This is a genomic window from Actinacidiphila acidipaludis, from assembly GCF_019890725.1.
In the GTDB taxonomy this organism is placed as follows: domain Bacteria; phylum Actinomycetota; class Actinomycetes; order Streptomycetales; family Streptomycetaceae; genus Actinacidiphila; species Actinacidiphila acidipaludis.
The window spans coordinates 38,601-62,697 of record NZ_JAINZZ010000018.1; the positions used below are offsets into that span (position 1 = coordinate 38,601).

General features: G+C 74.1%; 22 protein-coding genes and 1 tRNA gene. 10 read left to right on the plus strand and 13 right to left on the minus strand.

Annotation, left to right across the window (positions count from 1 at the left end):
* The first annotated feature begins 84 nt into the window (after positions 1 to 84).
* Positions 85 to 1,233, plus strand: coding sequence for a PP2C family protein-serine/threonine phosphatase (locus tag K7862_RS38245; RefSeq protein ID WP_222963375.1), 1,149 nt, complete (start codon positions 85 to 87; stop codon positions 1,231 to 1,233).
* Here the strand turns inward: K7862_RS38245 and K7862_RS16605 are convergent.
* From K7862_RS16605 to K7862_RS16625, 5 genes are all read right to left on the minus strand, one after another.
* Positions 1,206 to 4,316 carry an FAD-binding and (Fe-S)-binding domain-containing protein gene (locus K7862_RS16605; protein ID WP_222963376.1) on the minus strand — a complete coding sequence of 1,037 codons (3,111 nt, stop codon included), beginning with the start codon at positions 4,314 to 4,316 and terminating at the stop codon, positions 1,206 to 1,208. The two genes, K7862_RS38245 and K7862_RS16605, sit on opposite strands and share 28 nt — an antisense overlap.
* Positions 4,317 to 4,445: 129 nt before the next feature.
* A complete protein-coding gene (locus K7862_RS16610) occupies positions 4,446 to 5,123 on the minus strand; it encodes a class F sortase (RefSeq protein WP_308012028.1) in 678 nt (225 codons plus the stop codon).
* A gap of 5 nt (positions 5,124 to 5,128) precedes the next feature.
* On the minus strand, positions 5,129 to 6,022 hold the full coding sequence (locus tag K7862_RS16615; RefSeq protein WP_222963377.1) for a hypothetical protein: 894 nt from the start codon (positions 6,020 to 6,022) through the stop codon (positions 5,129 to 5,131).
* Positions 6,023 to 6,287: 265 nt separating this feature from the next.
* Complete coding sequence (locus K7862_RS16620; RefSeq protein WP_222963378.1) at positions 6,288 to 7,067, minus strand: HAD-IIA family hydrolase; 780 nt, start codon at positions 7,065 to 7,067, stop codon at positions 6,288 to 6,290.
* Positions 7,068 to 7,203: 136 nt separating this feature from the next.
* Complete coding sequence (locus K7862_RS16625) at positions 7,204 to 8,331, minus strand: ROK family transcriptional regulator (RefSeq protein ID WP_222963379.1); 1,128 nt, start codon at positions 8,329 to 8,331, stop codon at positions 7,204 to 7,206.
* Positions 8,332 to 8,447: 116 nt separating this feature from the next.
* On the opposite strand from K7862_RS16625, the gene K7862_RS16630 reads away from it, so the two are divergent.
* Complete coding sequence (locus K7862_RS16630) at positions 8,448 to 9,545, plus strand: Gfo/Idh/MocA family oxidoreductase (RefSeq protein ID WP_222963380.1); 1,098 nt, start codon at positions 8,448 to 8,450, stop codon at positions 9,543 to 9,545.
* Positions 9,546 to 9,772: 227 nt separating this feature from the next.
* The gene (locus K7862_RS16635; RefSeq protein ID WP_308012032.1) at positions 9,773 to 10,243 is read left to right on the plus strand and encodes a heme-degrading domain-containing protein; all 471 of its coding nucleotides are present in this window, start codon (positions 9,773 to 9,775) and stop codon (positions 10,241 to 10,243) included.
* Between the two features lie 115 nt (positions 10,244 to 10,358).
* On the opposite strand, the gene K7862_RS16640 is transcribed toward K7862_RS16635, so the two are convergent.
* The 4 genes from K7862_RS16640 to K7862_RS16655 form a co-directional block, all read right to left on the minus strand.
* Complete coding sequence (locus K7862_RS16640) at positions 10,359 to 11,213, minus strand: fumarylacetoacetate hydrolase family protein (RefSeq protein ID WP_222963381.1); 855 nt, start codon at positions 11,211 to 11,213, stop codon at positions 10,359 to 10,361.
* Positions 11,214 to 11,333: 120 nt separating this feature from the next.
* On the minus strand, positions 11,334 to 12,152 hold the full coding sequence (locus K7862_RS16645; RefSeq protein ID WP_262413289.1) for a YidC/Oxa1 family membrane protein insertase: 819 nt from the start codon (positions 12,150 to 12,152) through the stop codon (positions 11,334 to 11,336).
* A 205-nt stretch (positions 12,153 to 12,357) separates the two neighbouring features.
* Positions 12,358 to 12,672, minus strand: a complete 315-nt coding sequence (locus K7862_RS16650; protein WP_222963383.1) for a DUF6412 domain-containing protein — start codon at positions 12,670 to 12,672, stop codon at positions 12,358 to 12,360.
* Between the two features lie 167 nt (positions 12,673 to 12,839).
* Positions 12,840 to 14,207, minus strand: coding sequence for a DUF445 domain-containing protein (locus K7862_RS16655; protein WP_222963454.1), 1,368 nt, complete (start codon positions 14,205 to 14,207; stop codon positions 12,840 to 12,842).
* Between the two features lie 98 nt (positions 14,208 to 14,305).
* Here K7862_RS16655 and K7862_RS16660 point away from each other — a divergent pair, with 98 nt between their 5' ends.
* Both K7862_RS16660 and rdgB read left to right on the plus strand, forming a co-directional pair.
* The gene (locus K7862_RS16660; RefSeq protein ID WP_222963384.1) at positions 14,306 to 15,439 is read left to right on the plus strand and encodes an aminotransferase class V-fold PLP-dependent enzyme; all 1,134 of its coding nucleotides are present in this window, start codon (positions 14,306 to 14,308) and stop codon (positions 15,437 to 15,439) included.
* Between the two features lie 17 nt (positions 15,440 to 15,456).
* Positions 15,457 to 16,068 carry an RdgB/HAM1 family non-canonical purine NTP pyrophosphatase gene (gene rdgB / locus K7862_RS16665; RefSeq protein WP_222963385.1) on the plus strand — a complete coding sequence of 204 codons (612 nt, stop codon included), beginning with the start codon at positions 15,457 to 15,459 and terminating at the stop codon, positions 16,066 to 16,068.
* 74 nt (positions 16,069 to 16,142) lie between these two features.
* On the opposite strand, the gene K7862_RS16670 is transcribed toward rdgB, so the two are convergent.
* Both K7862_RS16670 and bcp read right to left on the minus strand, forming a co-directional pair.
* Positions 16,143 to 16,226 (minus strand) — tRNA-Leu (locus tag K7862_RS16670).
* Positions 16,227 to 16,439: 213 nt separating this feature from the next.
* Positions 16,440 to 16,907 carry a thioredoxin-dependent thiol peroxidase gene (gene bcp / locus K7862_RS16675; RefSeq protein WP_222963386.1) on the minus strand — a complete coding sequence of 156 codons (468 nt, stop codon included), beginning with the start codon at positions 16,905 to 16,907 and terminating at the stop codon, positions 16,440 to 16,442.
* A 98-nt stretch (positions 16,908 to 17,005) separates the two neighbouring features.
* On the opposite strand from bcp, the gene K7862_RS16680 reads away from it, so the two are divergent.
* The gene (locus tag K7862_RS16680) at positions 17,006 to 17,332 is read left to right on the plus strand and encodes a DUF3618 domain-containing protein (RefSeq protein WP_222963387.1); all 327 of its coding nucleotides are present in this window, start codon (positions 17,006 to 17,008) and stop codon (positions 17,330 to 17,332) included.
* 49 nt (positions 17,333 to 17,381) lie between these two features.
* Entirely contained in the window at positions 17,382 to 17,684 is a 303-nt protein-coding gene (locus K7862_RS16685; RefSeq protein ID WP_222963455.1) for a GroES family chaperonin, read from the plus strand.
* Between the two features lie 146 nt (positions 17,685 to 17,830).
* On the opposite strand, the gene K7862_RS16690 is transcribed toward K7862_RS16685, so the two are convergent.
* A complete protein-coding gene (locus tag K7862_RS16690) occupies positions 17,831 to 20,191 on the minus strand; it encodes a transglycosylase domain-containing protein (RefSeq protein WP_222963388.1) in 2,361 nt (786 codons plus the stop codon).
* A 301-nt stretch (positions 20,192 to 20,492) separates the two neighbouring features.
* On the opposite strand from K7862_RS16690, the gene K7862_RS16695 reads away from it, so the two are divergent.
* From K7862_RS16695 to K7862_RS16705, 3 genes are read left to right on the plus strand one after another with little or no spacing between them, the layout of a single operon-like run.
* Positions 20,493 to 21,296, plus strand: a complete 804-nt coding sequence (locus tag K7862_RS16695) for an ABC transporter permease (protein ID WP_222963456.1) — start codon at positions 20,493 to 20,495, stop codon at positions 21,294 to 21,296.
* Positions 21,289 to 22,167, plus strand: coding sequence for an ABC transporter permease (locus K7862_RS16700; RefSeq protein ID WP_308012029.1), 879 nt, complete (start codon positions 21,289 to 21,291; stop codon positions 22,165 to 22,167). Before K7862_RS16695 ends, K7862_RS16700 begins: the two co-directional genes overlap by 8 nt.
* Positions 22,168 to 22,172: 5 nt before the next feature.
* Positions 22,173 to 23,180 (plus strand): ABC transporter ATP-binding protein, encoded by a 1,008-nt coding sequence (locus K7862_RS16705; protein ID WP_222963389.1) that lies wholly within the window; start codon positions 22,173 to 22,175, stop codon positions 23,178 to 23,180.
* Positions 23,181 to 23,366: 186 nt separating this feature from the next.
* Here the strand turns inward: K7862_RS16705 and rph are convergent, their stop codons facing one another.
* Positions 23,367 to 24,092, minus strand: a complete 726-nt coding sequence (gene rph, locus K7862_RS16710; RefSeq protein ID WP_222963390.1) for a ribonuclease PH — start codon at positions 24,090 to 24,092, stop codon at positions 23,367 to 23,369.
* Between the last annotated feature and the right edge of the window lie 5 nt (positions 24,093 to 24,097).

Here is a 24,097-nt window from a genome sequence, read left to right on the forward strand (position 1 = left end):
GCCCGGCCCCCACCGTCCCCGCGCGCCCCGCCACCCTCCTGCTTTCCGGCTGACGCGGCCGGGCAGGGCGGATAGGTTCATGATGTGAAGAGCGCCTGGCTGCGCACGGTGCAGCGCCTGGAGAGCGACTACCTCGCCCGTCTCGGCCTCTCCCTGCCGCTGGTCGCCCTCCTCATCGTGATCCTCGCCGACGTGATCGCGGGCCGGGACCACTACCTGACGCCCGGCATCGTGGCCGCGCCCGCGCTGGCCGCCATCACCGTCGACTGGCGCAAAACCCTCCTCGTCAGCGTGCTCGGCGTCCTGGTCCAGGGCGCCCTGGCCCCCTTCGACGGCGTCACCCGCACCGCGGACAAGGACGTGCTCTTCGGGCAGCTCTACGCCTACGGCCTGGTCTCGGCGTTCAGCGTCTACATCGCCTGGCGCCGGGAGACCGGCGCCCGGGCCTTCACCGCCATCACTTCGGTCGCCGAGGCCGCCCAGCACGCCCTGATGCAGCCGCCCGCGCCCCGCGTGGGCGACGTGCGCGTCGCGGCCCGCTACGTGTCGGCGGCCGACGCGGCGCAGATCGGCGGCGACCTGTACTCGGTGCTGGAGACCCCGCACGGCGTCCGGGCGCTCATCGGCGACGTGCGCGGCAAGGGACTCGCGGCGGTGCAGAGCTCGGCCGTCGCGCTGGGCGCGTTCCGGGAGGCGGCGTTCGACGAGGGGGGCCTGGACCGGGTGGCCGCCCGGGTGGACACCAGCGTCGGCCGGCACGTCGGCGCCGGGGACTTCATCACCGCCCTGTTCGCCGAGTTCGGCGATCCGGGCGGCGTCGAACTGCTGCACTACGGCCATGTGGCGCCGCTGCGGGTCTCCCGCGAAGGGGAGGTGGAGACCCTGGAGCCGGCCGAGCCGTGGGTGCCGCTGGGCATGGCCGACATGGTGCAGGGCACACCGACGCCGTGGCGGGTGCCGCTGGCGCCCGGCGACGTGCTGGTGCTGTGCACCGACGGCGTGATCGAGGCCCGCGGCGCCCGCGACCCCGGCTTCTACCCGCTGGCCGACCGCGTCGGCCCGCTCGTCGCGGGCAGCGGGCCCGAACTGGACGCCGCCGTCCAGCGGGTCTACGAGGACCTGCTGCGGCACACCGGCGGCTCACTGTCGGACGACGTGGTGCTGCTGCTGATCGCGCCGGTGCCCGACCCGCTGCCGATGCACCCTCAGGACCCGCCGCTGTCACCGGCCTGACGCCCGCCGGGCGGTTCGGGCTCCGCGGAGGCCTCCCGTTCCCAGGGGCCGTCCGCCTCCCGGGACTCCCCCGGCCGCGGGGGTTCGCCGGCCGTCGCCGGCTCCGCGGGGACGTCCGGTTCGGGGAGCACGCGGGTGGCCCGCTCCAGGGCGGCGAGCACCGGCTCGTAGGGCTCGCCGGTGGCGTGCTCCATGGCCAGCTCGCACATCCGGTCCGCGGACAGGTGCAGTTCCCAGTCCCGCCCGGCGACCTCCTCGGCCTCGCGGCGGGTGGCCGCGCCCGTCAGATCCTCGCGAGCGGTGCCGCGGCCGCCGGCGAAGGCGCAGCACCCCGCGTCGCCGGGTGTCACGACCTCGGCGGCGCACGCCCGGGCCACCGCGTCCAGGGCGTCGCCGGCGCCGCCGTCCCCCTGGCCCAGACGCCGCATCGCGCACGTCGGATGCAGGACGGCGCTGGCCGCCTGGGAGGTGACGGTCAGTCTGGGCAGCAGGTGCTCGGCGGCCCACACCACGGAGTCGATCACGGTCAGCTCGCCGTGCAGCTCGCGGTTGGCCTCGGTGAGATAGGGCACCACGTCACGCGACAGGCCCAGGGTGCAGGCGCCGGCGTCCACCACCACCGGGAGGCGGCCGCCGCCGGTCCACATCCAGGTCTGCTCCACGATCCGGTTGGCCATCAGCACGGCGCCCTCGGTGTAGCCCTTGGCGTGCCAGGGGGCCGCGCAGCAGGTGCCGGTGACGTCCGGCGGTATCCACACCGGCATCCCGGCCCGCTCCGAGACGGCGACCAGGGCCTGCGGCGCCCAGCCGGCGCCGCGCGGCGGCCCGAACACCCGGTTGGCGCACGCCGGGTAGTACACGGCGGTGGCACTGTGCTGCGCGGTGCGCGGCAGGCGCGGGGCGGCGACGGGCGTCTCCGGGAGCCAGCCGGGTATCAGCTCCGTCCCGGCCGCCCGCCGCAGGACGGCGGCCACCGCGGTCAGCGGCCGGTCGCCCGCCCGCCCGCGCAGCGCGGAGGCGGCGGTCAGCGCGGCCCGCAGGGCGCGTTCCGCCGCGCGCCCGTACACGGCCAGCCGGGCGGCGGCCCGCTCCTCGGCCCGGGTACGCCGGGAGCTGCGGAACTCCAGCATCAGGGCGCCGGTGTCGATGCCGGCCGGGCAGGCGGCGGCGCACAGGGAGTCGCCCGCGCAGGTGTCCACCGCGTCGTGGCCGTAGGCGTCCAGCAGTTCCTCCAGCACGGGTGAGCCGGCGGGCTGGCGGAGCATCTCGCGGCGCAGCACGATCCGCTGACGCGGCGTCGTGGTCAGGTCGCGGCTGGGGCAGACCGCCTCGCACAGCCCGCACTCGGTGCAGGCGCCGGCCGCGCCCTCGATCGCCGGGAGGCTCTTCAGGCCACGCAGATGGCCGCGCGGGTCCTGGTCGAGCACCACGCGCGGGGCGAGAATGCCGTCGGGGTCGAGCAGCGTCTTGACCCGCCACATCAGGGCGGCGGCCGGCGCCCCCCACTCCCGTTCCAGGAAGGGCGCGGCGGCCCGCCCGGTGCCCTGCTCGGCGCGCAGCGACCCGTGGAACCGGTCGGTGACCAGGGCGCACAGCTCGTCGGTGAAGGCGGCGTAGCGCTCGAGGTCGGCGGCCTGGCCGGGGTCGAAGGACAGCAGGAAGTGCAGGGTGCCGTGGGCGGCGCGGCCTGCCAGCCCCGGGGAGAAGCCGTGCCGCTCCTGGAGGGCGAGCAGTTCGGTCGCGGCCTCGCCGAGCCGGTCGGGCGGCACCGCGAAGTCCTGGACGACCGGGGTGGTGCCGGGCGGGCGGGACGCGCCGGCCGCGGCGGCGAACGCCGTGCGGGCCCGCCACATCGCGGTGAGCCGGGCCGGCTCGCGGGTGAACGCGTTGTCCGCGGAGGGCACCGGGCTGACCAGGCCGAGGTCGTCGCATATGCGGCGGGCGGCCCGCTCGTAGGCGGCGAGTTCGACGTCGTCGGCGGCGCGGAACTCCACCAGCAGCGCGGCGCACTCGGCCGGCAGGCCGGCCCACTCGGCGGGCACGTCCGGCACCCCGACGCAGGCGCGCAGCGCGTGGCCGTCCATCAGTTCCACGGTGTCGGCGCCCGCCTGGGCGAACTGCCGCACGGCGGCGCAGGCGGCCGGCAGCGAGGGGAAGAACAGCAGGCCCGCGGTGACGGAGGGGCGCAGCGGCAGGGTGTCGTAGACGGCCTCGCTGACGAAGCCGAGGGTGCCCTGCGAGCCGATCATCAGCCCGCGCAGGATCTGCACGGGCGTCTCGCCGTCCAGGAAGGCGTCCAGCCGGTACCCGGCGGTGTTCTTGACGGCGTGCTTGGCCCGGATCCGGGCGGTGAGTTTCTGGTCCGCCTCGATCTCGTCGCGCAGGTCCAGCAGCCCCTGGTACAGCTCGGGTTCCGCGGCGGCCAGCGCCGCGTCGGCGTCCGGATCACCGGTGTCCACCACCGTGCCCGAGGGCAGCACCACGGTGAGCGAGGAGACGGTGTGGTACGAGTCGCGGGTGGTGCCCGCGGCGGCGCCCGAGGCGTTGCCGGCCAGCACCCCGCCGACCGTCGCGGCGGTCGCGCTCGCCGGGTCAGGTCCCAGCACCCTGCCGTGCCGGGCCAGCGCGGCGTTCGCCCGGGCCAGCACGGTCCCCGGCAGGATCCGGGCCCGGACCCCGCCGGCCTCCACCTCGACCCCGCTGAAGTGCCGGCGGACGTCGACCAGGATGTCCTCGCCCTGCGCCTGGCCGTGCAGACTCGTGCCGGCCGCGCGGAAGACCAGGTGCCGGCGCTGGCGGCGGGCGTAGGCCATGAGCTTGACGACGTCCTGCACGCTGTCGGGGACCACCACGGCCTGCGGCACGAAGCGGTACGGGCTCGCGTCCGACGCGTGGGCGACGAGGTCCGCCACCCGCCCGAGCACCTTGTCCTGGCCCAGCAGCTCCGCCAGTTCGGACCGCAGCCCCGCCGGACTGCCGCCGGCCCGCGCCTCCTCCACCCGGTCGGCGGCGGCGTCCGCGCGTGCGGACGGGCGCAGCGCCCCGGCTCCCTTCCCCTCCTTCTTCCGCTCACGCACGGGCATCTGACCTCCTTGACGGGGATCACGTCTTCTGCACGATATGCCGGAGTCCGAGGTCGCGCGCGGTGTCCCGCGCCGCCCCGGCGTCCGGCCCGGGCACCGGCCCGGCCCGCGCGGGCCGGGAGCCCCGGCCTAGCGCGAGGCCGGGTGCGAGCCGGTCAGCGCGGCGTAGACCACCACGTTGGCGGAGTACGCCTGCCGGCTCCGGTCGAAGGTGCCGCCGCAGGTGATGAGCCGCAACTCGGGGCGGCCGGTGCTGGATCCGTAGACGCGGGCCGCGTCGAAGTGGTCCTTCTCGACGACTTCGACGGCCTCCACGGAGAACTCGGCCACCGTGCCGTCGCCGCGGGTCACGTCGATCCGGGCACCGCGCTGCACGGTGCTGAGGGTGTAGAAGACCGCCGGGCCGGTCTCGGTGTCGACGTGGCCGACGATCACCGCCGCGCCGGGCGCCCCGGGCGCCGGGCCGCCGCGGTACCAGCCGGCCACCCCGGGGGTGTCGTACGGCGGCGGGTCGATGGTGCCGTCGGTCAGGTCCCGGCCGATCAGGTCCGCGTGCACCCCGATGGACGCGATGTCCAGGTGGGTGGGCGCGGCGACCGGCAGCGGCGCGTGCGGGGCGTAGACGTGCGGCGGGTGGTCGGCGGTCGCCGCGGCGGCGACCGCCGTGCCGCCGTCCGCGTCCGCCCCGCCGTGTCCGGCGGGGCCGAGCCACCAGGCGGCCAGCAGGAGCAGGGCGACCGCGGCGGTCGTCCATGTCCTGCTGTCCGGCCTGGCGTCGGCGCCGCGACCGGTCCGGTAGACCGGCACGCGGATCAGCCGCGGACGCCGGCGTTGCGGCGGCGCCGCAGGGCGACTCCGGCCAGACCCGCCGCGGCGAACGCGCCGGTGACGGCCAGCGGGCCGGCGCTGGAGCCGGCGGCGGCCGGTCCCGCGGCGAGCTGGGCGGTGCCGCCGCCGCCCGCGGGGACGGGGTTGAGCGGCTTGAGGGGGGTGCCCGGGTTGACCGGCTTCACCGGCGTCGTCGTGGAGTTGGTGACGGTGATCGACGCCTGGGCGGAACTGCTGCCGCCGTCGCACTGCACCGAGACCTTGTACGAGCCGTCGACCGCGTCGGACTTGATGAAGGCGCTGCCTTCCAGACCGCCGCCGGACGACGCCGGGGCGAGGGTGATGCTGTCCACGAACACCGACGCACTGGCCTTGGCCTTGTGCCCGGTGCTGCACGACACCGACAGGTGGATGGTCACCATGCCGCCCGGGGAGACGCTGGACGGGGTGACGTTGACGCTGTCGGCGCCGGCGGCGGACAGCGGGTCGGCGGCGGCCGAGGGGTCGCCGGCCGAACCGGAGCCGATGCCGGACCCTGAACCGGTGTCGTAGGGCGCGCCGCTGTCGGTGCCGGAGACGCCGTCCGCGGCCACACCGCTGTCGGTGCCCGGGTCCGCGCCGCCGTCGGCGCTCGGGTCCGCGCCCGGGTCCGTGCCCGGATCGGCGGCCGCGTCGGCGCCCGGGTCGGAGCCGGTCCCGGCGGACGTGCCGGTGTCGGTGCCCGCCAAGGGGTCCGCGCCCGCGGACGGCGCGTCCGTGGCGGTGCTGCTCGTCCCGCCGGTGTCGGCGACGGCCGGCGCCGCGGCGGAGACTCCGCCGAGAGCGACCGCGGCCGCCAGGCCGGCCGCGGCGACGGCGGGCAGTTTCAGACCAAACATGGAAGAGACCTCCGCTCGGACCGGGCACGGGGACCCGCACCCGGTGCTTTCGAAGATCCCGGGGGCCGCCGCCGCCCGCACCCCGGGCGGCGGCCCGCTGACCCATCAGGGTGATGATCTCTCCACGGAGCGTGATCGGCGGCCGCGCGGCCGCGTCATACCCGGTCCGCGGGACTCGGATCCCGCGGATGCCGATCCGAGGGCTCGGATCCCGGGGGCTCAGATTTCGGGGACGCCGATCCGGGGGGCTCGGATCCCGGGGGGCTCAGATCTCGGAGACGAGGTCCGCGATGGAGTTCACGACCCGCGACGGGCGGAACGGGTAGCGGTCGATGTCCGCGACCGTGGTCAGGCCGGTGAGCACCAGGAACGTCTCCATGCCGGACTCCAGCCCGGCCAGCACGTCGGTGTCCATCCGGTCGCCGATCATCGCGCTGCTCTCGGAGTGCGCGCCGATCGCGTTGAGCCCGGCCCGCATCATCAGCGGGTTGGGCTTGCCGACGAAGTACGGGGCCTTGCCGGTGGCCTTGGTGATCAGCGCGGCCACCGAGCCGGCCGCGGGCAGCACGCCCTCGGGGGAAGGCCCGGTCTCGTCGGGGTTGGTGCACAGGAAGCGGGCGCCGCCGTTGATCAGCCGGATGGCCTTGGTCAGTGCCTCGAAGCTGTAGGTCCGGGTCTCGCCGAGGACCACGTAGTCCGGGTCGTGGTCGGTGAGGATGTAGCCCACGTCGTGCAGCGCGGTGGTCAGGCCCGCCTCGCCGATGACGTACGCGGTGCCGCCCGGGCGCTGGTCGTCCAGAAACTTCGCGGTGGCCAGCGCGGAGGTCCAGATGTTCTGCACCGGGACGTCCAGGCCCATCCGGGTCAGCCGGGCGTGCAGGTCCCGCGGGGTGTAGATGGAGTTGTTGGTCAGGACCAGGAACGGCTTGCCCGAGTCGCGCAGCCCCTTGAGGAAGGCGTCCGCGCCGGGAATCGGGGTGCCTTCGTGGATCAGCACCCCGTCCATGTCGGTGAGCCACGACTCGATGGGCTTGCGTGTCGACACGGATCGGTCTCCTGTTCGTGTGGCGCCTGCGGCCCCCAGCGTAGCCGGGGCGGGCAGCGCCCGCCCCGGCCGTCTTGCCTGCTGGTCAGCCGGGGTCGCCGGCGGGTCGGCGCCGCGCTCGGGCTCGGGCCGGCGCTCAGCTTCCGGCCAGGGCGCCGTGGGTGAACAACGGGGCCAGGACGAGCAGCGCCGCGCCCTCGGCCACCGCGAGGGGTGCGGCGGTGGTCACGGGCACCCCGCGGCCGCGCTCGGCCAGCACCGCCGCGGTCTCCCGCCGGAACACCTCGGGCGCGGCCCGCACCGTGCCGCCGCCGAGCACGATGCGGTCGACGTCCAGCAGCGCCACGAGATTCGCCGCGCCGACCCCGAGCAACCGCGCGGCGCCCGCCGGATCGCCGCGCCCGACCGCGGCCAGGCACAGCGCCTCCAGGCACCCGCGGTTGCCGCACGGGCACAGCGGCCCGTCCAGTTGCACCGCCTGATGCCCGAACTCCCCCGCGCCCGTGCGTCCCCCGCGGTGCAGGGTGCCGTCGAGTACGAGGGCGGCCCCCAGTCCGGTGCCCAGGTGCAGATACGCGAACGACTCCCCGCCGGGCCCCGGCGCGGGCGCGCCGGCGGACGGGTACTGGGCGCCGGGCGGGGCGGCCAGGACGGCGAGGGCCGCCGTGTTGGTGTTCTTGTCCACGGCGACCGGGAGGCCGAGCCGGGCGGCGAGTTCGTCGCGCAGCGGGACGCCCGCCCAGTGCGGGAAGCCGGTGACGCGGTGCAGGACGCCGGTGCGGTGGTCGAGCGGGCCCCGCATGCCGACGCCCACGCCGAGCACCGGTCCGGGGGCGAGCGCCACCGCGCCCCGGACCTGCGCGGTGACGGCGGCCAGGCCCTCGGCCACCGGCCGGTCCAGGCTCAGCGGGGCGGACCGCTCGGCGACCGTGCGGCCGGCCAGGTCGGTGAGCACCGCCGTCAGGGTCTCGCCGTCGAGGTGGACTCCGACGGCGTAACGGGAGCCGGCCGCCAGCCGCAGCCCGGTGCTGGGCTTTCCGCCGGTGGACGGCAGCCGGCCGGCCTCCTCGACCAGGCCCTCCTCACGCAGCCGCGCGGTGATCTTGCTGACCGCCTGAGGGGTGAGCCCGGTGCGCTCTGCCAGGTCGGGGCGGCTGAGGGCGGTGCCACCGGTGAGCGTGGCGGCGCGCAGCAGATCGAGCAGCAGAGCGGCATTGTGGCTGCGGAGAGCGGGCAGGTTGGCCCCGGAGGCGGACGGACGCACAGGTCCATTGTCCCGCCCGCTTGCACTTTGGCAACACTGTTGCGAAAGTGGCTGCCATGTCCCCTGCCGTGTCCCCTGCTGTGTCCCCTGCTGTGTCCGCCGACACGCCCTCCGAGATGCCCGCCGACACGCCCTCGGCCACGCCCACGCCCACGCCCGACAGCCGGCCGCTGCGCGTCGCCCTCGTCGGCTACGGCGCCGCCGGCTCGTTCTTCCACGCCCCGCTGATCGCGACCACGCCGGGCCTGGCCCTGGACACCGTCGTCACCGGCAACCCGGAACGCCGCGCCCAGGCCGCGGCCGACCACCCCGGGGTCCGGTTCGCCGACTCGGCGGACGAGCTGTGGAAGCGTGCCGACGCGTTCGACCTGGTCGTGCTGGCCTCCCCCAACCGCACCCATGTGCCGCTGGCCACCGCCGCGCTGGAGTCCGGGCTGCCGGTGGTGGTGGACAAGCCGCTGGCCGGGACCGTCGCCGAGGCCCGCTCGCTCGCCGCTCTCGCCGACGCCCGCGGGCTGCTGCTGAGCGTCTTCCAGAACCGCCGCTGGGATAGCGACTTCCTCACTCTGCGGGCGCTGCTCGCCGACCGCGACCTGGGCGAGGTCCAGCGTTTCGAGTCCCGCTTCGAGCGGTGGCGCCCCCAGCTCAAGGGCGGCTGGCGCGAGTCCGGCGACCCCGCGGAGATCGGCGGCCTGCTCTACGACCTCGGCAGCCACCTGGTCGACCAGGCGCTCACCCTCTTCGGCCCGGCGCGACTGGTCTACGCCGAGTCCGACACGCGCCGTCCCGGCGCGGCCGCCGACGACGACTCGTTCATCGCCATCACCCACACCAGCGGCGTCCGCTCCCACCTGTGGATGAGCGCCACCACCGCACGCCTCGGCCCGCGCTTCCGTGTGCTGGGCAGCACCGGCGGCTTCGTCACCTACGGCCTGGACCCGCAGGAGGCCGCGCTCCGCGAGGGCCTGCGGCCCGGCGAGGGCACGGCGTGGGGCGCCGAGACCGAGGCGGCCTGGGGGACCGCCGGCACCGACGACGCCGTGCGGACCGTGCCGTCGCTGCCCGGCGACTACCCGGCGTACTACGCGGCCGTCGCGGCCGCGCTGCGCGAGGGCACCGCTCCCCCGGTGACCGCCCTGGAGGCGGCCGCCGCCCTGGACGTCATCGAGGCCGCCCACCGCTCGGCCCGCACCGGGACGACCGTGTCCCTGTGAGGCCGGCGCCGCCCGGCGAGCCGCCCACGCACACCGGGCCGGCGCACCGGGCGGCGGACGACCGCCGCGCACGACCCCACGCCGTGCCCCGCACGCAGACCCGCACCCAGAACGGAGAACACGCTGTGCCCATCGCCAACGCCGCTGACGCCGGCGCCACTCAGGCGGCCCACGCCGCCGGTGCCGCCGGCTCCCCCGCCGCGAACGGTCCAGCGGGCCGCGACAAGGTGGCGGAGCTGACCGAGCAGGAGACCACCCTGGTCCTGCCGCGCCTGACCAACGACGACGCCTGGCGGCTGGGCTGCCTGCTGGTGGGCATGGCCCGCGAACGCGGCGCCGCCGTCACCGTCGACATCCGGCGCGGCGGCCAGCAGCTCTTCCACTGCGCCATGGAGGGCACCACGCCCGACAACGACGCGTGGCTGGCCCGCAAGGCCCGCGTGGTGGAGCGCTACCACGCGAGTTCGCTGCTGGTCGGCGAGCGGTTCCGGGCCAAGGGCACCACGTTCGAGGCCTCGTCCCGGCTCGACCCCGACGTCTACGCCGCGCACGGCGGGGCCTTCCCGCTGCGGGTGGCCGGCGCGGGCGTGGTCGGGGTGGTGGGCGTCTCCGGGCTGCCGCAGGCCGACGACCACGCTCTGGTGATCGACGGCCTGACCCGCTTCCTGGACGAGGTCCGCACCTCCTGGAACGCGTGACGCCGAACGGGGTCCGCGCGGAGTCCTCCCCGGCCGACCGAACGCCTGACGCCCACGAGCCGCCCGCCGCCCCCGACGCGAGGGCCGCGGGCGGCTCGGCGACGTGGCTCCCGCGTCAGGCCTGCTTGAGCTCCTGCCGCTGCCGGCCGAGGCCCTCGATGGCCAGCTCGACCACGTCACCGGCCCGCAGGTACGGCTTGGGCTCCGGCTGACCGAGCGCCACCCCGGCGGGCGTGCCGGTGTTGATGACGTCGCCCGGGTAGAGCGTCATGAACTGGCTGAGGTAGCGCACCACCTCGGCCACCGGGAAGATCTGGTCCGCGGTCGAACCGTCCTGCTTCAGCTCGCCGTTGACCCACAGCTTCAGCGGCAGCGCCTGCGGGTCGGCGATCTCGTCGGCGGTCACCAGCCACGGCCCGAGCGGGTTGAACGTCTCGCAGTTCTTGCCCTTGTCCCACTGGCCGCCGCGCTCGATCTGGAACTCGCGCTCCGACACGTCGTGGGCGATCGCGTATCCGGCCACCGCGGCCAGCGCCTCCTCGTGCGAGGCCGCGTACCGCAGCTCCCGGCCGATGACCACGGCCAGCTCCACCTCCCAGTCCGTCTTCCGGCTGCCGCGCGGCACCAGCACGGTGTCGTCCGGGCCGACCACGGTGTCCGGGGCCTTCATGAACACCACGGGTTCCGCGGGCGGTTGGGCTCCCGTCTCGGTCGCGTGGTCGTGGTAGTTCAGGCCGATGCAGACGATCTTGCCGATCCGCGCGAGCGGCGGACCGACCCGCTCGACCGGCTCCAGCTCCGGGAGCCTGCCGGCGGCCTCCGCCTCGGCCACCCGGGCCAGCGCGGCCGCGTCGGCCAGCAGCGATCCGTCGATGTCGGGCACCAGGTTGCTCAGGTCCCGCAGCACGCCCCCGCGGTCCAGCAGGGCCGGGCGTTCCGCCCCGGCGGGTCCGACACGCAGCAGCTTCATCGTGGGCACTCCGTAGGTCGAGTAGGTCAGTCAGGTCCGGCTGATCGCAGCCGATGCGGACGGTCATCGGATGTCTTGTCAGATCCTCCAATCCCGAGACGGCCGAGCGCAAGCCCCTGATCAGCCTGTGGACGCCGCTCCCCCGGACGAGCCCCGGCCGCGCCCGGTCCCCCACGTCCGCAGCCGCCGGGGCCCCGCCCCCGGCGTCCGGTACAGCCAGGCCCGCTCCGCCGCACTCCAGGCCGTCGTCGTCGCCAGATAGAGCCCGGCGGCCAGCGGCAGAACGGCCGCCGTCACCAGCGTGGTGAACGACAGCAACGGGCCGTACTTCGCGATCGCCCCCGCCCCCGGCAGTCCAGAGGTCGGATCAGCTCCGTTCTTCGCACCCGCTGCCGCCCCGGCCGCCTCGGCGCCCGCCGCCGCTGTCCGCCGCGCCCGCCGGACGTTCCATGCCGCCACCGCCGCGATCACCGCGAACAGCCCGAGGTACACCGCCCCGCGCGCCCCGAACAGCCCGCCGTGCGCCAGCGCCGCCGGCCAGTTCTCCCCCAGCGGCGCGCCCAGCAGCGCGTGCGCGTGCGGCCCGCCCCCGGACCGGGAGAACGCGTGGTACATCAGCATGAACACGGGGATCTGCACCAGCATCGGCAGCAGCCCGCCGAACGGCGACGCCTGCTCCTTCTCGTACAGCTCCGACATCGCCCGGGCCAGCCGCGCCGAATCCCGCCCGTGGCGGCGCCGCAACTCCGCCACCCGCGGTGCCAGGGCCGCCCTGGCCTTCTCGCCCCGCACCGCCGCCCGCGCCAGCGGATGCAGCGCCAGCCGGACGCACACGGTCAGAAGCACGATCGCGGCGGCCGTCGCCGACGCCCCGCACACCGGGTGGAGCAGCCCCGCGAGCCCGCCGAGAGCCGCGGGCACCGGCGAGGAAACGGACAGAGCCTGGACGGACACAGCCTGGACGGACAGAGCGGCATGAACGGACAGGGCCTTGGCGGACAGAGCGGCGCCAGGCACAGCGGTACTGAGGACAGGCATGGGAGTCGAACCCTCCACGGGTCTCGTCGAGCCGGAAACGACGTTCGGCGTGACGAGCCGCGCGGGCACCACCCCACCCGCGGAACCGGGTTGACCCGGTGAGCGCCTACGCGGCCGTCGGGATCCGACGGCCCGGCGCTCGCGGGCGCGAACGCCCCGCGGCGTCCGGATCGCGCTGCGCGAGAAAGGCGGTACGCAACTCCCGGTCGCGTATCGCCGTACGTATCCGGCCCGAGACGGCCGGCCCGGCCGCCGACGCGACGGCCTGCACGGCCAGCCAGAGCAGAGCCGCCGCCGCGGTGGCCGCCATCGCGACCGAGGCGACCGCCACGGCCACCCCGGGCTGGTTCAGCAGGACAGCGGCAAGGAGAGCGAGCAGCGCGATCACGTACAGACGCACCGCCGCGGTGCAACGCACCACCGGACCTCCCCCTTCCCCGCCCGACCCCACGGCGCCGCCGGTCGGCGGACGCTCACCCGGAAAGACGCCGAACACACGTCCGGAGTTCCCCGCCCGCGCCGCCCCGCCCGCGATTCACCCGCGCGAGTGAACCAGTGGGAGTCACCACCCGCCCCCGCGCCCCCGGATCAGCCCCCCGCCGCGTGCGACACCGTGTAGATCAGCAACCCCGCCAGTGCCCCCACCACCGTGCCGTTGATCCGGATGAACTGCAGGTCACGACCCACATGCGCCTCGATCTTCCGCGACGTCTGATCCGCGTCCCACCCCGCGACCGTCTCCGAGATCAGCGACGTGATCTCGTCCCGGTACGTCGTCACCAGATACGTCGCCGCGTCCTCCAGCCATCCGTCCACCTTCGCCTGCAACCGCGGGTCCGACGACAACCGCGCCCCCAGCGAGATCAGCGACGCCCGCGCACGCACCTGCAGCTCACTGCGCTCGTCCTCCGCCGCGGCCACCATCATCGCCCGCACCGCACCCCACGCCGACTGGATGAGGTCCTGCACCTCACCCCGCGCCAGAAGATCGTTCTTCAACCGCTCCACACGCGCCCTGGTGTCCGCGTCGGACTGCAACTCCACCGCGAAATCACCCAGGAACCGGTCCACCGCGCCACGCGCCGGATGCCCCGGCGAGTCCCGCATCTCCGTGACGAACCGCAGCAACTCCTTGTAGACCCGCTCACCGACCTTCCGGTCCACGAACCGCGGCGTCCAGCCCGGCGCCCCGCCCTGCACCGCGTCCATCACCGAATCGCCGTGCTCCACCAGCCAGTCACGAGCCCGCGCACACACCAGATCCACCATCCGCCGGTGCCCGCCGTCCGCGACGATCCGCTCCAGCATCTTGCCCAGACCCGGCCCGATCTCCTGCGCCTCCGCCCGTCGCGTGATCGCCTCTCCCACCACCGCCTGCACATCCGAGTCCCGCAGCACCCTCAGCAGACCGCGCAACGCGGCCGCCGCCTGCTCCGTGACCCGGTCCGCCGACGCCGGCTCCGACAGCCACCCGCCCAGCCGCGCACCGATGCCCACCGACCGCAGCCGCGCCCGCACCACCTCCGCCGACAGGAAGTTCTCCCCCACGAAGTCGCCCAGACTCGCCCCCAGCGCGTCCTTCTTCGTCGGGATGATCGCCGTGTGCGGAATCGGCAGACCCAGCGGCCTGCGGAACAACGCCGTCACCGCGAACCAGTCGGCCAGCGCACCGACCATGCCCGCCTCCGCCGCCGCCGACACATATCCCGCCCAGCCGCCCGCGCCGTGCCCGCTCGCCCAGCGCGACACCGCGTACACCACCGTCGCCACCAGCAAGAAACCCGTCGCGATCAGCTTCATACGCCGCACACCACGACGCCGCTCCGCATCCGGATCGGCCCCGCCCGGCCCGCCCGGCGGATCGACAGGGGCCGACGGCCCGCCCCCGCCGGCCGCGGCAGACCTCACCGCCGGGCCCGGCCCGTTCGGTCCCTCCGGCGTTCGCCCCGTGTCCATCGGCTCCACCCGCGTATTCTCACCGCCATTGCCAGTCTGGGAACGTACGACAGGTTCCCCACGCCTCCCGGCGCCACCCCCAAGGAGCACTCCGCACCATGATCCAAGCGCACGCCACCGGGGGACTGCCCGGCTACGCCGAGCACTTCGAGGAGCCCGAGGGATACCTCGACTTCGCCCGCTACGGCCCACCCTCCCGCGACGTGCTCGCCGCCACCGCCGACGCCCTCACCCACTCCGCCCGCGCCGGACACACCACCGTCGACGACCTCATGCGCGCCGAACCCCGCGCCCGCGAAGCCGCCGCACGCCTCGCCGGCACCGACGCCGACCACACCGTCCTGCTCCCCAACGCCTCCACCGGACTCTTCCACGCCGCCTTCGGCATCCCGCACGGCACCGTCCTCGTCCCCGCCACCGACTTCCCCGCCAACCACTACCCCTGGCGCCGCACCTCAGCCCTCGGCCGCGCCGAACCCCGCTGGCTCACCCCCGGCCCGGACGGCCTCATCACCCCCGACACCGTCGCCGCCGCCCTCACCGACGACGTCGTCGCCCTCGCCGTCAGCGCCGTCGACTTCCGCACCGGCCAGCGCGCCGACCTCGCCGCACTCCGCGAGACCATCGGCGACGACCGGCTGCTCATCGTCGACGCCATCCAGGGCTTCGGCATCGCCGACCTCCCCTGGCAAGCCGCCGACGTCGTCGTCAGCGGCGGCCAGAAGTGGCTCCGCGCCAGCTGGTCCACCGGCTTCGCGACCCTCTCCGACCGCGCCCTCGAGCGCCTCGAACCCACCCTCACCGGCTGGACCGGCATCGAGGACGTCGCCCTCTTCGACGACCGGGAACACCCACCCGCCCCCGGCGCCCAGCGCTGGAGCATCACCAACCTCAGCCCCGTCACCGCCGCCGCCCTCGCCGCCGCCCTCGAACTCGTCGAACACACCACCGTCCGCGCCATCGAGGCCCACATCTCCACCCGCGTCGACCAGCTCATCGACACCGTGCGCAGCTGCGGGGGCGAGATCCTCTCCCCCGTCACCCCCGCCGACCGCGCCGGCATCGTCTCCTTCCACATCCCCGGCATCGACACCGCCACCGTCGCCAAGGCCCTCCACACCTACGAGGTCACCCCCAGCGTCCGCGCCACCTCCGTCCGCCTCTCCCCGCACGCCTCCACGCGCCTCGCCGCCGTCGACCGCGTCCAAGCCGCACTCAGGTCCCTGACGTGACCGGAGATAATCGCCCCATGACCCGACGACTCGTCCTCGCCACCCGCAACGCCCACAAGGTCACCGAACTCCGGGCGATCCTCGCCGCGTCAGGACTGGGCCTCGACGTCGAACTCGTCGGCGCCGACGCCTACCCCGACATCCCCGACGTCAAGGAGACCGGCGTCACCTTCGCCGAGAACGCCCTGCTCAAAGCACACGCCCTCGCCGAAGCCACCGGGCTGCCCGCCGTCGCCGACGACTCCGGACTGTGCGTCGACGTCCTCGGCGGCGCCCCCGGGATCTTCTCCGCCCGCTGGGCCGGCCGGCACGGCGACGACGCCGCCAACCTCGACCTGCTCCTCGCCCAGCTCTCCGACATCGACACCCCGCACCGCGCCGCCCACTTCGCCTGCGCCGCCGCCCTCGCCCTGCCCGACGGCACCGCCCGCGTCACCGAGGGACGCCTCACCGGGACCCTGCGGCACACCCCCGCCGGCGGCGGAGGCTTCGGGTACGACCCGATCCTCCAGCCCGACACCGAGACACGGACCTGCGCCGAGCTCACCGCGGACGAGAAGAACGCCATCAGCCACCGCGGCAAGGCGTTCCGCGCCCTGGCACCCCTGATCGCGGAACTGCTGGGCTGACGGCCGCCGCACGCGGCGCACAGCCCGTGGACACAGCGAAGTCCGCCCTCCGGGGAGAGCGGACTTCGCGGGCGTGCGGCCGGTGGGATTCGAACCCACACGGGGTTTCCCCCACTGGGTCCTAAGCCCAGCTTGGCTGCCAGTTACAACACGGCCGCAGGTGCGTTCCATGGTATCGGTGCAGCCTCGCACAGGCACGCCCCTCACGGGCACCCGGACCCCCTGGCAGCGCTCCGCCCGCCCCATGTGCTGGTCAGCCCATGACAGTTCGGGCACAACGAGCGAAGGTTGTCGCGCCGTGGACCCTGCGGCCGCCACTGGGCGCGACCCGGAGCCGCCTCATGAGGTCGGCCCGACCGCGGGATCGCTCCTCAGACCTCCAGGTCGCGGAGGAGCTTGGCGACATGGCCGGTGGCGCGGACGTTGTAGAAGGCGTGGGCGACCTTGCCGGACTCGTCGACGACGACGGTGGAGCGGATGACGCCCATGATGGTGCGGCCGTAGCTGTTCTTCTCCCCGTAGGCGCCGTAGGCCTCCAGCACGGAGCGGTCCGCGTCCGAGACGAGGGTGACCTTGAGGGACTCCTTCTCGCGGAACTTGGCGAGCTTCTCGGGCTTGTCCGGGGAGACGCCGATGACGTCGTAGCCGGCCTCGGCGAGCACGTCGAGGTTGTCGGTGAAGTCGCAGGCCTGCTTGGTGCAGCCGGGCGTCAGGGCCGCCGGGTAGAAGTAGACGATGGTCTTGCGGCCGCGGTGGTCGGCCAGCGAGACGGGCTTGCCGTCGGCGTCGGGCAGGGTGAAGTCGGGGGCGGTGTCACCGGGGGCGAGTCGCGTGGACATGAAAAAGCTCCTCTGGCAAAGGGGTGCCGACGCGGCACGGGCCGGGTCGTGCTGTCAGACTGTCCGAACGCTACCGAATCAGGCGATGGAGGCAGTGCGTGTCGGATGGTGCGAGGACGCCCGCTGAGATCGAGGCGGACATTGCCCGCAGGCGGGAGGATCTGGCGGCGACGCTCGACGAGATCGCGGTCCGGGTGCACCCGTCGACCATTGCGCGGGACACCAAGGCGAAGGCCGTGTCGGCGCTGGACAGTACGGTCGGGAAGGCCTACGACGCGGCGAACCGTGCGGTCACCCGGGCGAAGGCGGAGTTCGTGACGGACGAGGGCCGGCTGCGCACCGAGCGGGTCGTGCCGGCGGCGGTGGCCGCGGCCGTCCTGATCGGGGTGGTGGCGGGATTCTCGGTGCGACGGCGCCGCCGGTAACGTCGGTCCCGTGAGTTCGAACAGTGAGCACGACAAGCTGCCCATCCGCATGCTGCACGACCGCGTTCTGGTCCGGCAGGACAGCGGTGAGGGCGAGCGCCGCAGCGGCGGCGGCATCCTGATCCCGGCGACGGCGGCCGTGGGCAAGCGGCTGGCCTGGGCCGAGGTGGTGGCGGTGGGGCAGAACGTCCGGACCGTCGAGGTCGGCGACCGGGTGCTGTACGACCCTGAGGAGCGTGCCGAGGTCGAGGTGCGCGGTGTGGCGTACGTGCTGATGCGCGAGCGTGACCTGCACGCGGTGGCGGCCGAGCGGCTGCAGGGGACGGACGACTCGACGGGTCTGTACCTGTAGGTCCGCTGACGTGTCCGGCCGGGCCCGCTGTGGGTCCGCCCCGGCCTGTGTGATGACCCCGGTGACCCGGGCGGTGGGTTCGGCCCCCGCCCGGGTCTTCGTCTGCCGGGGCGGGTTCAGCCGGGCCGGGCTCTGCCGCGCCCGGTTCAGCCCGGGGTGCCGCTGGTGGTCTTGAGGGCGGCGCTGTCGGGCGCGGCTCCCCCGGAGCCTCCGGACGTTCCCCCGGACGTGCCGCCGGCACTGCCGGTGACGGCGTTGGGTGCGGGCGGGCCCTGGTTGCCGTTGCCCGCGGTGCCGCCGCCGTCCGAGCTTCCGCCGCTTCCGCCGCTTCCTCCGCCGGTGAGTCCGCCGATGGGGTTCATGGTGGCGGTGGGGCTGGGGTCGCCGGTGGGCGGCTCGGAGGTGGGGGGCGTGGTGCTGGGCGGTCCGCTGGTGGGGGTCTGCGAGGTGGGCGGCCGACTGGGGGTGGTGGCCGTCGTGCTGGGCGCGGTGGTGGGGGGTGTGGTGTCCGGCGTGGTGGGTTCGTCGGTGGGGGTGTTCGCGTCGCTGTCCAGGGTGAGGTCGAAGTTCTGGACGGGGGTGCCGTCGAGGGCGTCGGCGGTGTACTGGGCCCAGACGTCGCCGGGCGGGCCGCCGCCGTTGACGCGTGCCTGGTTCATGGCGCCGTAGAGCTTCTCCTGGGCGCCGGTGTCGGGGTTCATGCCGAAGACGGCGACGACGGTGGCGAGTTTCGGGGTGTAGCCGGCGAACCAGGCGGCGAGGTCGTTGTCGGCGGTGCCGGTCTTGGCGGCGGCGGGCCGGCCGGCGTTCTGGGCGACGACGGCGGTGGCGCCGGGGCTGTCGACGACGCTGCGCAGCACGGAGGTGGTGGTGTCGGCGGCGGTGCGGGGGACGGCCTGGACGGGGTCGCGTTTGGGCAGGCCGAGGTCGTTGCCGTCCTTGCTGATCCTGAGGACCAGGGAGTACGGGATCTGCCGGCCGTGGTCGGCGAGGGTGGCGTAGACCTGGGCCATGTCGAGGGGGCTGGCGCCGAAGGCGCCGAGGGCCATGGCGGGGGTCTGCGGGATCTTCACGGCGTCGGACAGGCCGAGGGCGTGCGCGGTGTCGACGACCTTGCCGGTGCCGACGTCCTGGGCCATCTGCGCGTAGACGGAGTTGACGGACTTGTCCATGGCGTCGCTGACGTCGATGGAGGGGTAGGAGCGGTCGTCCTCGTTGGCCGGGTGGTAGCCGACGGGTCCGTCGGGTCCCTGGACCTCGCGCTTGTTGTGGCCGTCGTAGACGGTGGACGGGGTGATGGGGTCGCCGTCCTGGGTCTGCGAGTGGTGTTCGAAGGCGGAGGTGAGGATGACCGGCTTGAAGGTGGAGCCGGGCTGGTAGGTGCGGTTGGTGGCGCTGCTGACGTACTGCTTGGTGTAGTCGACGCCGCCGTAGAGGGCGACGACGTCGCCGGTGGCGGGGTCGATGGAGACGCCGCCGGCGCGGACGTACTTGTCGACGACGCGGTGGCCGAGTTTGTCGTAGACGTTGTCCTGCGCGGCTTTGACGAGGGCGTCCTCCTTGGGCTTCTGGATGGTGGTGACGATGGTGTAGCCGCCGCTGCGCAGGGAGTCGGCGTCGACGATGTGGTTGTCGGTGAGGTACTTGTTGACGGCTTCGATGATGTAGCCGCGCTGTCCGGCCTTGCTGGCGATGGGCTTGGGCTTGCCTATGGCGGGGAAGGGGGTGGCGTTGCGCTCGGAGGCGGTGAGCCAGCCCTCCTTGACCATGCCGTCGAGGACGTAGTTCCAGCGGGCCTTGGCGGCGGGGGCGTTCTCGGGGTGGGCGGCGAGGTCGAACTCGCTGGGCGCGTTGAGGAGGGTGGCGAGGTAGGCGCCCTGCGCGGTGGTGAGGTGCGCGGCGTCCTTGTCGAAGTAGGCCTCGGACGCGGCCTGGATCCCGTAGGCGTTGCGGCCGTAGTAGCTGGTGTTGAGGTAGCCCTCGAGGATCTGGTTCTTGGTCTCGTTGCGGTCCAGCTTGATCGCGATGAAGAATTCCTTGATCTTCCGCGACGCCGTCTGGTTCTGGTTGAGGTAGTAGTTCTTCACGTACTGCTGGGTGATGGTGGAGCCGGACTGCTTGCCCTTGCCGGTGGCGGTGTTCCATATGGCCCGGACCATGGACTTCGGGCTGACCGCGGACTCGTGGTAGAAGTTGCGGTCCTCCGCGGAGAGGACGGCGTACTGGGTGTTCTTGGCGACGCCGCTGAGCGGGATGTTCTGCCGGTTGACGGCGCCGTCACGGGACAGCTCGGTCTTGCCGTCGGCGTAGAGGTACACGTTGTTCTGGGCGATGGCGGCGGCGTTGGGGTCGGGGATGGACACCAGGGCGTAGCCGACGAAGAACGCGCCGATGAGGACCAGCAGGACGGTGAGGAAGCCGCCGGTGACCACCCGCCAGGTGGGAAGGATCCGGCGCAGGCCGGTGCGGCCGGGACGGCCGCCGCCTGTCGGGTTCGGAACGCTCATGTCTTATGGGACTCCTCCGCCGCCGCCGGGGTTGGCCGCGGCGGAACATGGTGGACCAATCGTTACGTACGCTCCCGTACACCCACACAGTCCTCGGTCTCACCCTCTCGCAGCTCCTGCCCGCCGTGGATCACCGGCACGCATCCGTGACCGTGCTGTGACAGCGCGGGTAAACCCGCCCGGGTGAAATCCGCTGGCTCCGGGAACGGGCCGCGCACTAGGCTTCCCGGCTTGTGTGCTCGGGCGTCCCGCGGGGGTGCCGGGGCGGGTCGGCGGCGGGCTGCGGGAGGTGCGGGGGCAGGTGGGCGGGTTCTACGCGGCGGTGGTCGTCCGCGGTTTCCGGCGCTACGCCACGTACCGCACGGCGACGGCGGCGGGCGTCTTCACCAATTCGGTGTTCGGCCTGATCGTGTCCTACAGCTACATCGCGCTGTGGGACCAGCGGCCGCACCTGGGCGGGTACTCGCAGGCGCAGGCGCTGACGTACGTGTGGGTCGGGCAGGCGCTGCTGATGACGATGGCCCTGATGGGCGGCGGGTTCGAGGACGAGCTGATGGAGCGGATCCGGTCGGGGGACATCGCGGTGGACCTGTACCGGCCGGCGGACCTGCAGGGCTGGTGGCTGTCGGCGGACCTGGGGCGGTCGGCGTTCCATCTGCTGGGCCGCGGGGTGCTGCCGATGGTGTGCGGGGCGCTGGTCTTCGATCTGGCGCTGCCGTCGGACGCGGTGACGTGGCTGCTGTTCCTGGTGGCGGTGGCGCTGGGCGCGGTGGTGAGTTTCGCGGTGCGCTTCCTGGTGGCGCTGAGCGCGTTCTGGCTGCTGGACGGTGCGGGGGTGAGCCAGATCGCGTGGCTGGCGGGGCTGTTCTTCTCCGGGATGCTGCTGCCGCTGACGGTGTTCCCGGGGGTGCTCGGCGAGGTGGCGCGGGCGCTGCCGTGGGCGGCGATGCTGCAGGTGCCGGCGGACGTGCTGCTGGGGCGGCATCGCGGCGCGGGGGTGCTGACGGCGCTGGCGTTCCAGGCGTGCTGGGGGGTGGTGCTGCTGGCGGCCGGGCGGCTGCTGCAGTCGGTGGCGGCGCGCCGGGTGGTGGTCCAGGGTGGCTGAGGCGGCGGAGCGGTGGGAGCGGGCCGGTTCCGGGCCGGGCGCGGACCGGTGGGATCGGCGGCCGGGGCCGGCGGAGACGCTGCGCGTCTACGGGCTGATCGTCCGGATGTGGGTGCGGTCCACGATGGCGTACCGGATGTCGTTCGTGATGACGGCGCTGGGGAACTTCGCGGCGACCGCCCTGGACTTCGCCACGATCCTGCTGATGTTCTCGCGGATCACGGTGCTGGGCGGGTTCACGCTGCCGGAGGTGGCGTTCCTGTACGGGACGACCAGTACGGCCTTCGGCGTGGCCGACCTGCTGATGGGGTCGATGGACCGGCTGGGACGGCGGGTGCGCGACGGCACGCTGGACACGCTGCTGCTGCGGCCGGCGCCGGTGCTGGCGCAGGTCGCCGCGGACCGGTTCGCGCTGCGCCGGCTGGGCCGGATCACGCAGGGCGGGCTGGTGCTGGGCTGGGCGCTGCTGCGGGTGGACGTGGCCTGGACGCCGGGCAAGGTGCTGCTGGTGCCGGTGATGCTGGTGTCGGGGGCGGCGATCTTCTGCGCGGTGTTCGTGGCGGGCGGCGCGTTCCAGTTCCTGGCCTCGGACGCGTCGGAGCTGCAGAACTCGGTGACGTACGGCGGCAACACGATGCTGCAGTACCCGCCGGGGGTGTTCGCGCGGGAGCTGGTGCGCGGGGTGACGTTCGTGGTGCCGCTGGCCTTCGTGAACTGGCTGCCGGCGCTGCACATCCTGGGTGAGCCGGACCCGCTGGGCCTGCCGCGGTGGGTGGACTTCCTGTCGCCGCTGGTCGCCGTCGGCTGCTGCACGCTGGCCGGTCTGGCCTGGCGCGCGGGGCTTCGTTCGTATCGCAGCACAGGGAGCTGAACGGGATGGCGGAGGACGGGACGGGCGCCGCGGGCGGCGACGTCATCGAGCTGGACGGCGTGGAGAAGGTCTTCGACGTGCGCCGCAAGGCGGGTGTGCTGCGGCGCACCCGCCACGAGGTGCGGGCGGTGGACGGGATCTCGTTCACGGTGCCGCGCGGCGAGGTGGTGGGCTACATCGGGCCGAACGGCGCGGGCAAGTCCACGACGATCAAGATGCTGACGGGGATCCTCAACCCGAGCGCGGGCCGGATCCGGATCTGCGGCATCGACCCGGCGCGGGAGCGGACCCGGCTGGCCCGGCGGGTCGGCGTGGTCTTCGGGCAGCGGACGACGCTGTGGTGGGACCTGCCACTGCGGGACTCGTACCACCTGGTGCGGCGGATGTACCGGATCGAGCAGGAGCGGTACCGGCGGAACCTGGAGGCGTGCGTCGAGCTGCTGGACCTGGGGCCGCTGCTGGACGTGCCGGTGCGGCAGCTGTCGCTGGGGCAGCGCATGCGCGGGGACATCGCGGCGGCGCTGCTGCACGACCCGGAGGTGCTGTACCTGGACGAGCCGACGATCGGCCTGGACGTGATCAGCAAGACGAAGGTGCGGTCGTTCCTGCGGGAGGTCAACGCCGAGCGCGGGACGACGGTGCTGCTCACCACGCACGACCTGACCGACATCGAGACGCTGTGCCGCCGGGTGATGGTGATCGACCACGGGCGGCTGGTGTACGACGGCGACCTGGCGGGGCTGCACGCGGTGGGCGAGAGCGAGCGGACGCTGGTGGTGGACTTCGCCCGGGAACTGCCGCCGGTGGAGGTGGCGGGGGCGCGCTGCGTGAAGGTGGAGGGCCCCCGCCAGTGGCTGGCGTTCCCGGCGGCCGCGAGCGCGGCCCCGCTGGTCGCCGCGGTCGCCGACCGCTATCCGCTGGTCGACCTGTCCGTACGGGAGCCCGCGATCGAGGACGTCATCGCCCGCATGTACGGCGCGGACGCCGACCGCACCCCGACCCCGGGCACCTGACCCCGGCCTCAGCCCTCCGGCCTTTCGGTCGGTCCTCCTCCTCACCACCTCCGCGGACGGCCTCGTTCCTCGGCCGGCCACTGCGGCGGCTCGCTCGTCAGCCCTCCGGCCTTTCGGTCGGTCCTCCTCCTCACCACCTCCGCGGACGGCCTCGTTCCTCGGCCGGCCACTGCGGCGGCTCGCTCGTCAGCCCTCCAGCACGGCCTTCTGGAGGTCCGTCAGGTCCGCGCAGCCCTTGACGGCGAGGGCGAGGAGGGCGTCGAGTTCGGCGCGGTCGAAGGGCTGGCCCTCGGCGGTGCCCTGGACCTCGACGAAGCGGCCGTCGCCGGTGCAGACGACGTTCATGTCGGTCTCGGCCTTGACGTCCTCCTCGTAGGCGAGGTCGAGCAGCGGCACGCCGCCGACGATGCCGACGCTGACCGCGGCGACCGTGCCGGTGAGCGGCTGGGCCTTGGCGCGGATGAGGTGGTTGTCGCGCATCCAGGCCACGGCGTCGGCCAGCGCGACGTACGCACCGGTGATCGCGGCGGTGCGGGTGCCGCCGTCGGCCTGGAGGACGTCGCAGTCCAGGACGATGGTGTTCTCGCCGAGCGTCTTGTAGTCGATGACGGCGCGCAGGGAGCGGCCGATGAGCCGGGAGATCTCGTGGGTGCGGCCGCCGATCTTGCCGCGGACGGACTCGCGGTCGCCGCGGTCGTTGGTGGCGCGCGGCAGCATCGCGTACTCGGCGGTCACCCAGCCCTCGCCGCTGCCCTTGCGCCAGCGCGGGACGCCCTGGGTGGCGCTGGCGGTGCACAGCACGCGGGTGTCGCCGAAGGAGACGAGGACGGAGCCTTCTGCGTGCTTGCTCCAGCCCCGCTCGATGGTGACGGGTCGGAGCTGGTCGGGGGTGCGGCCGTCGAATCGTGACATGTGCC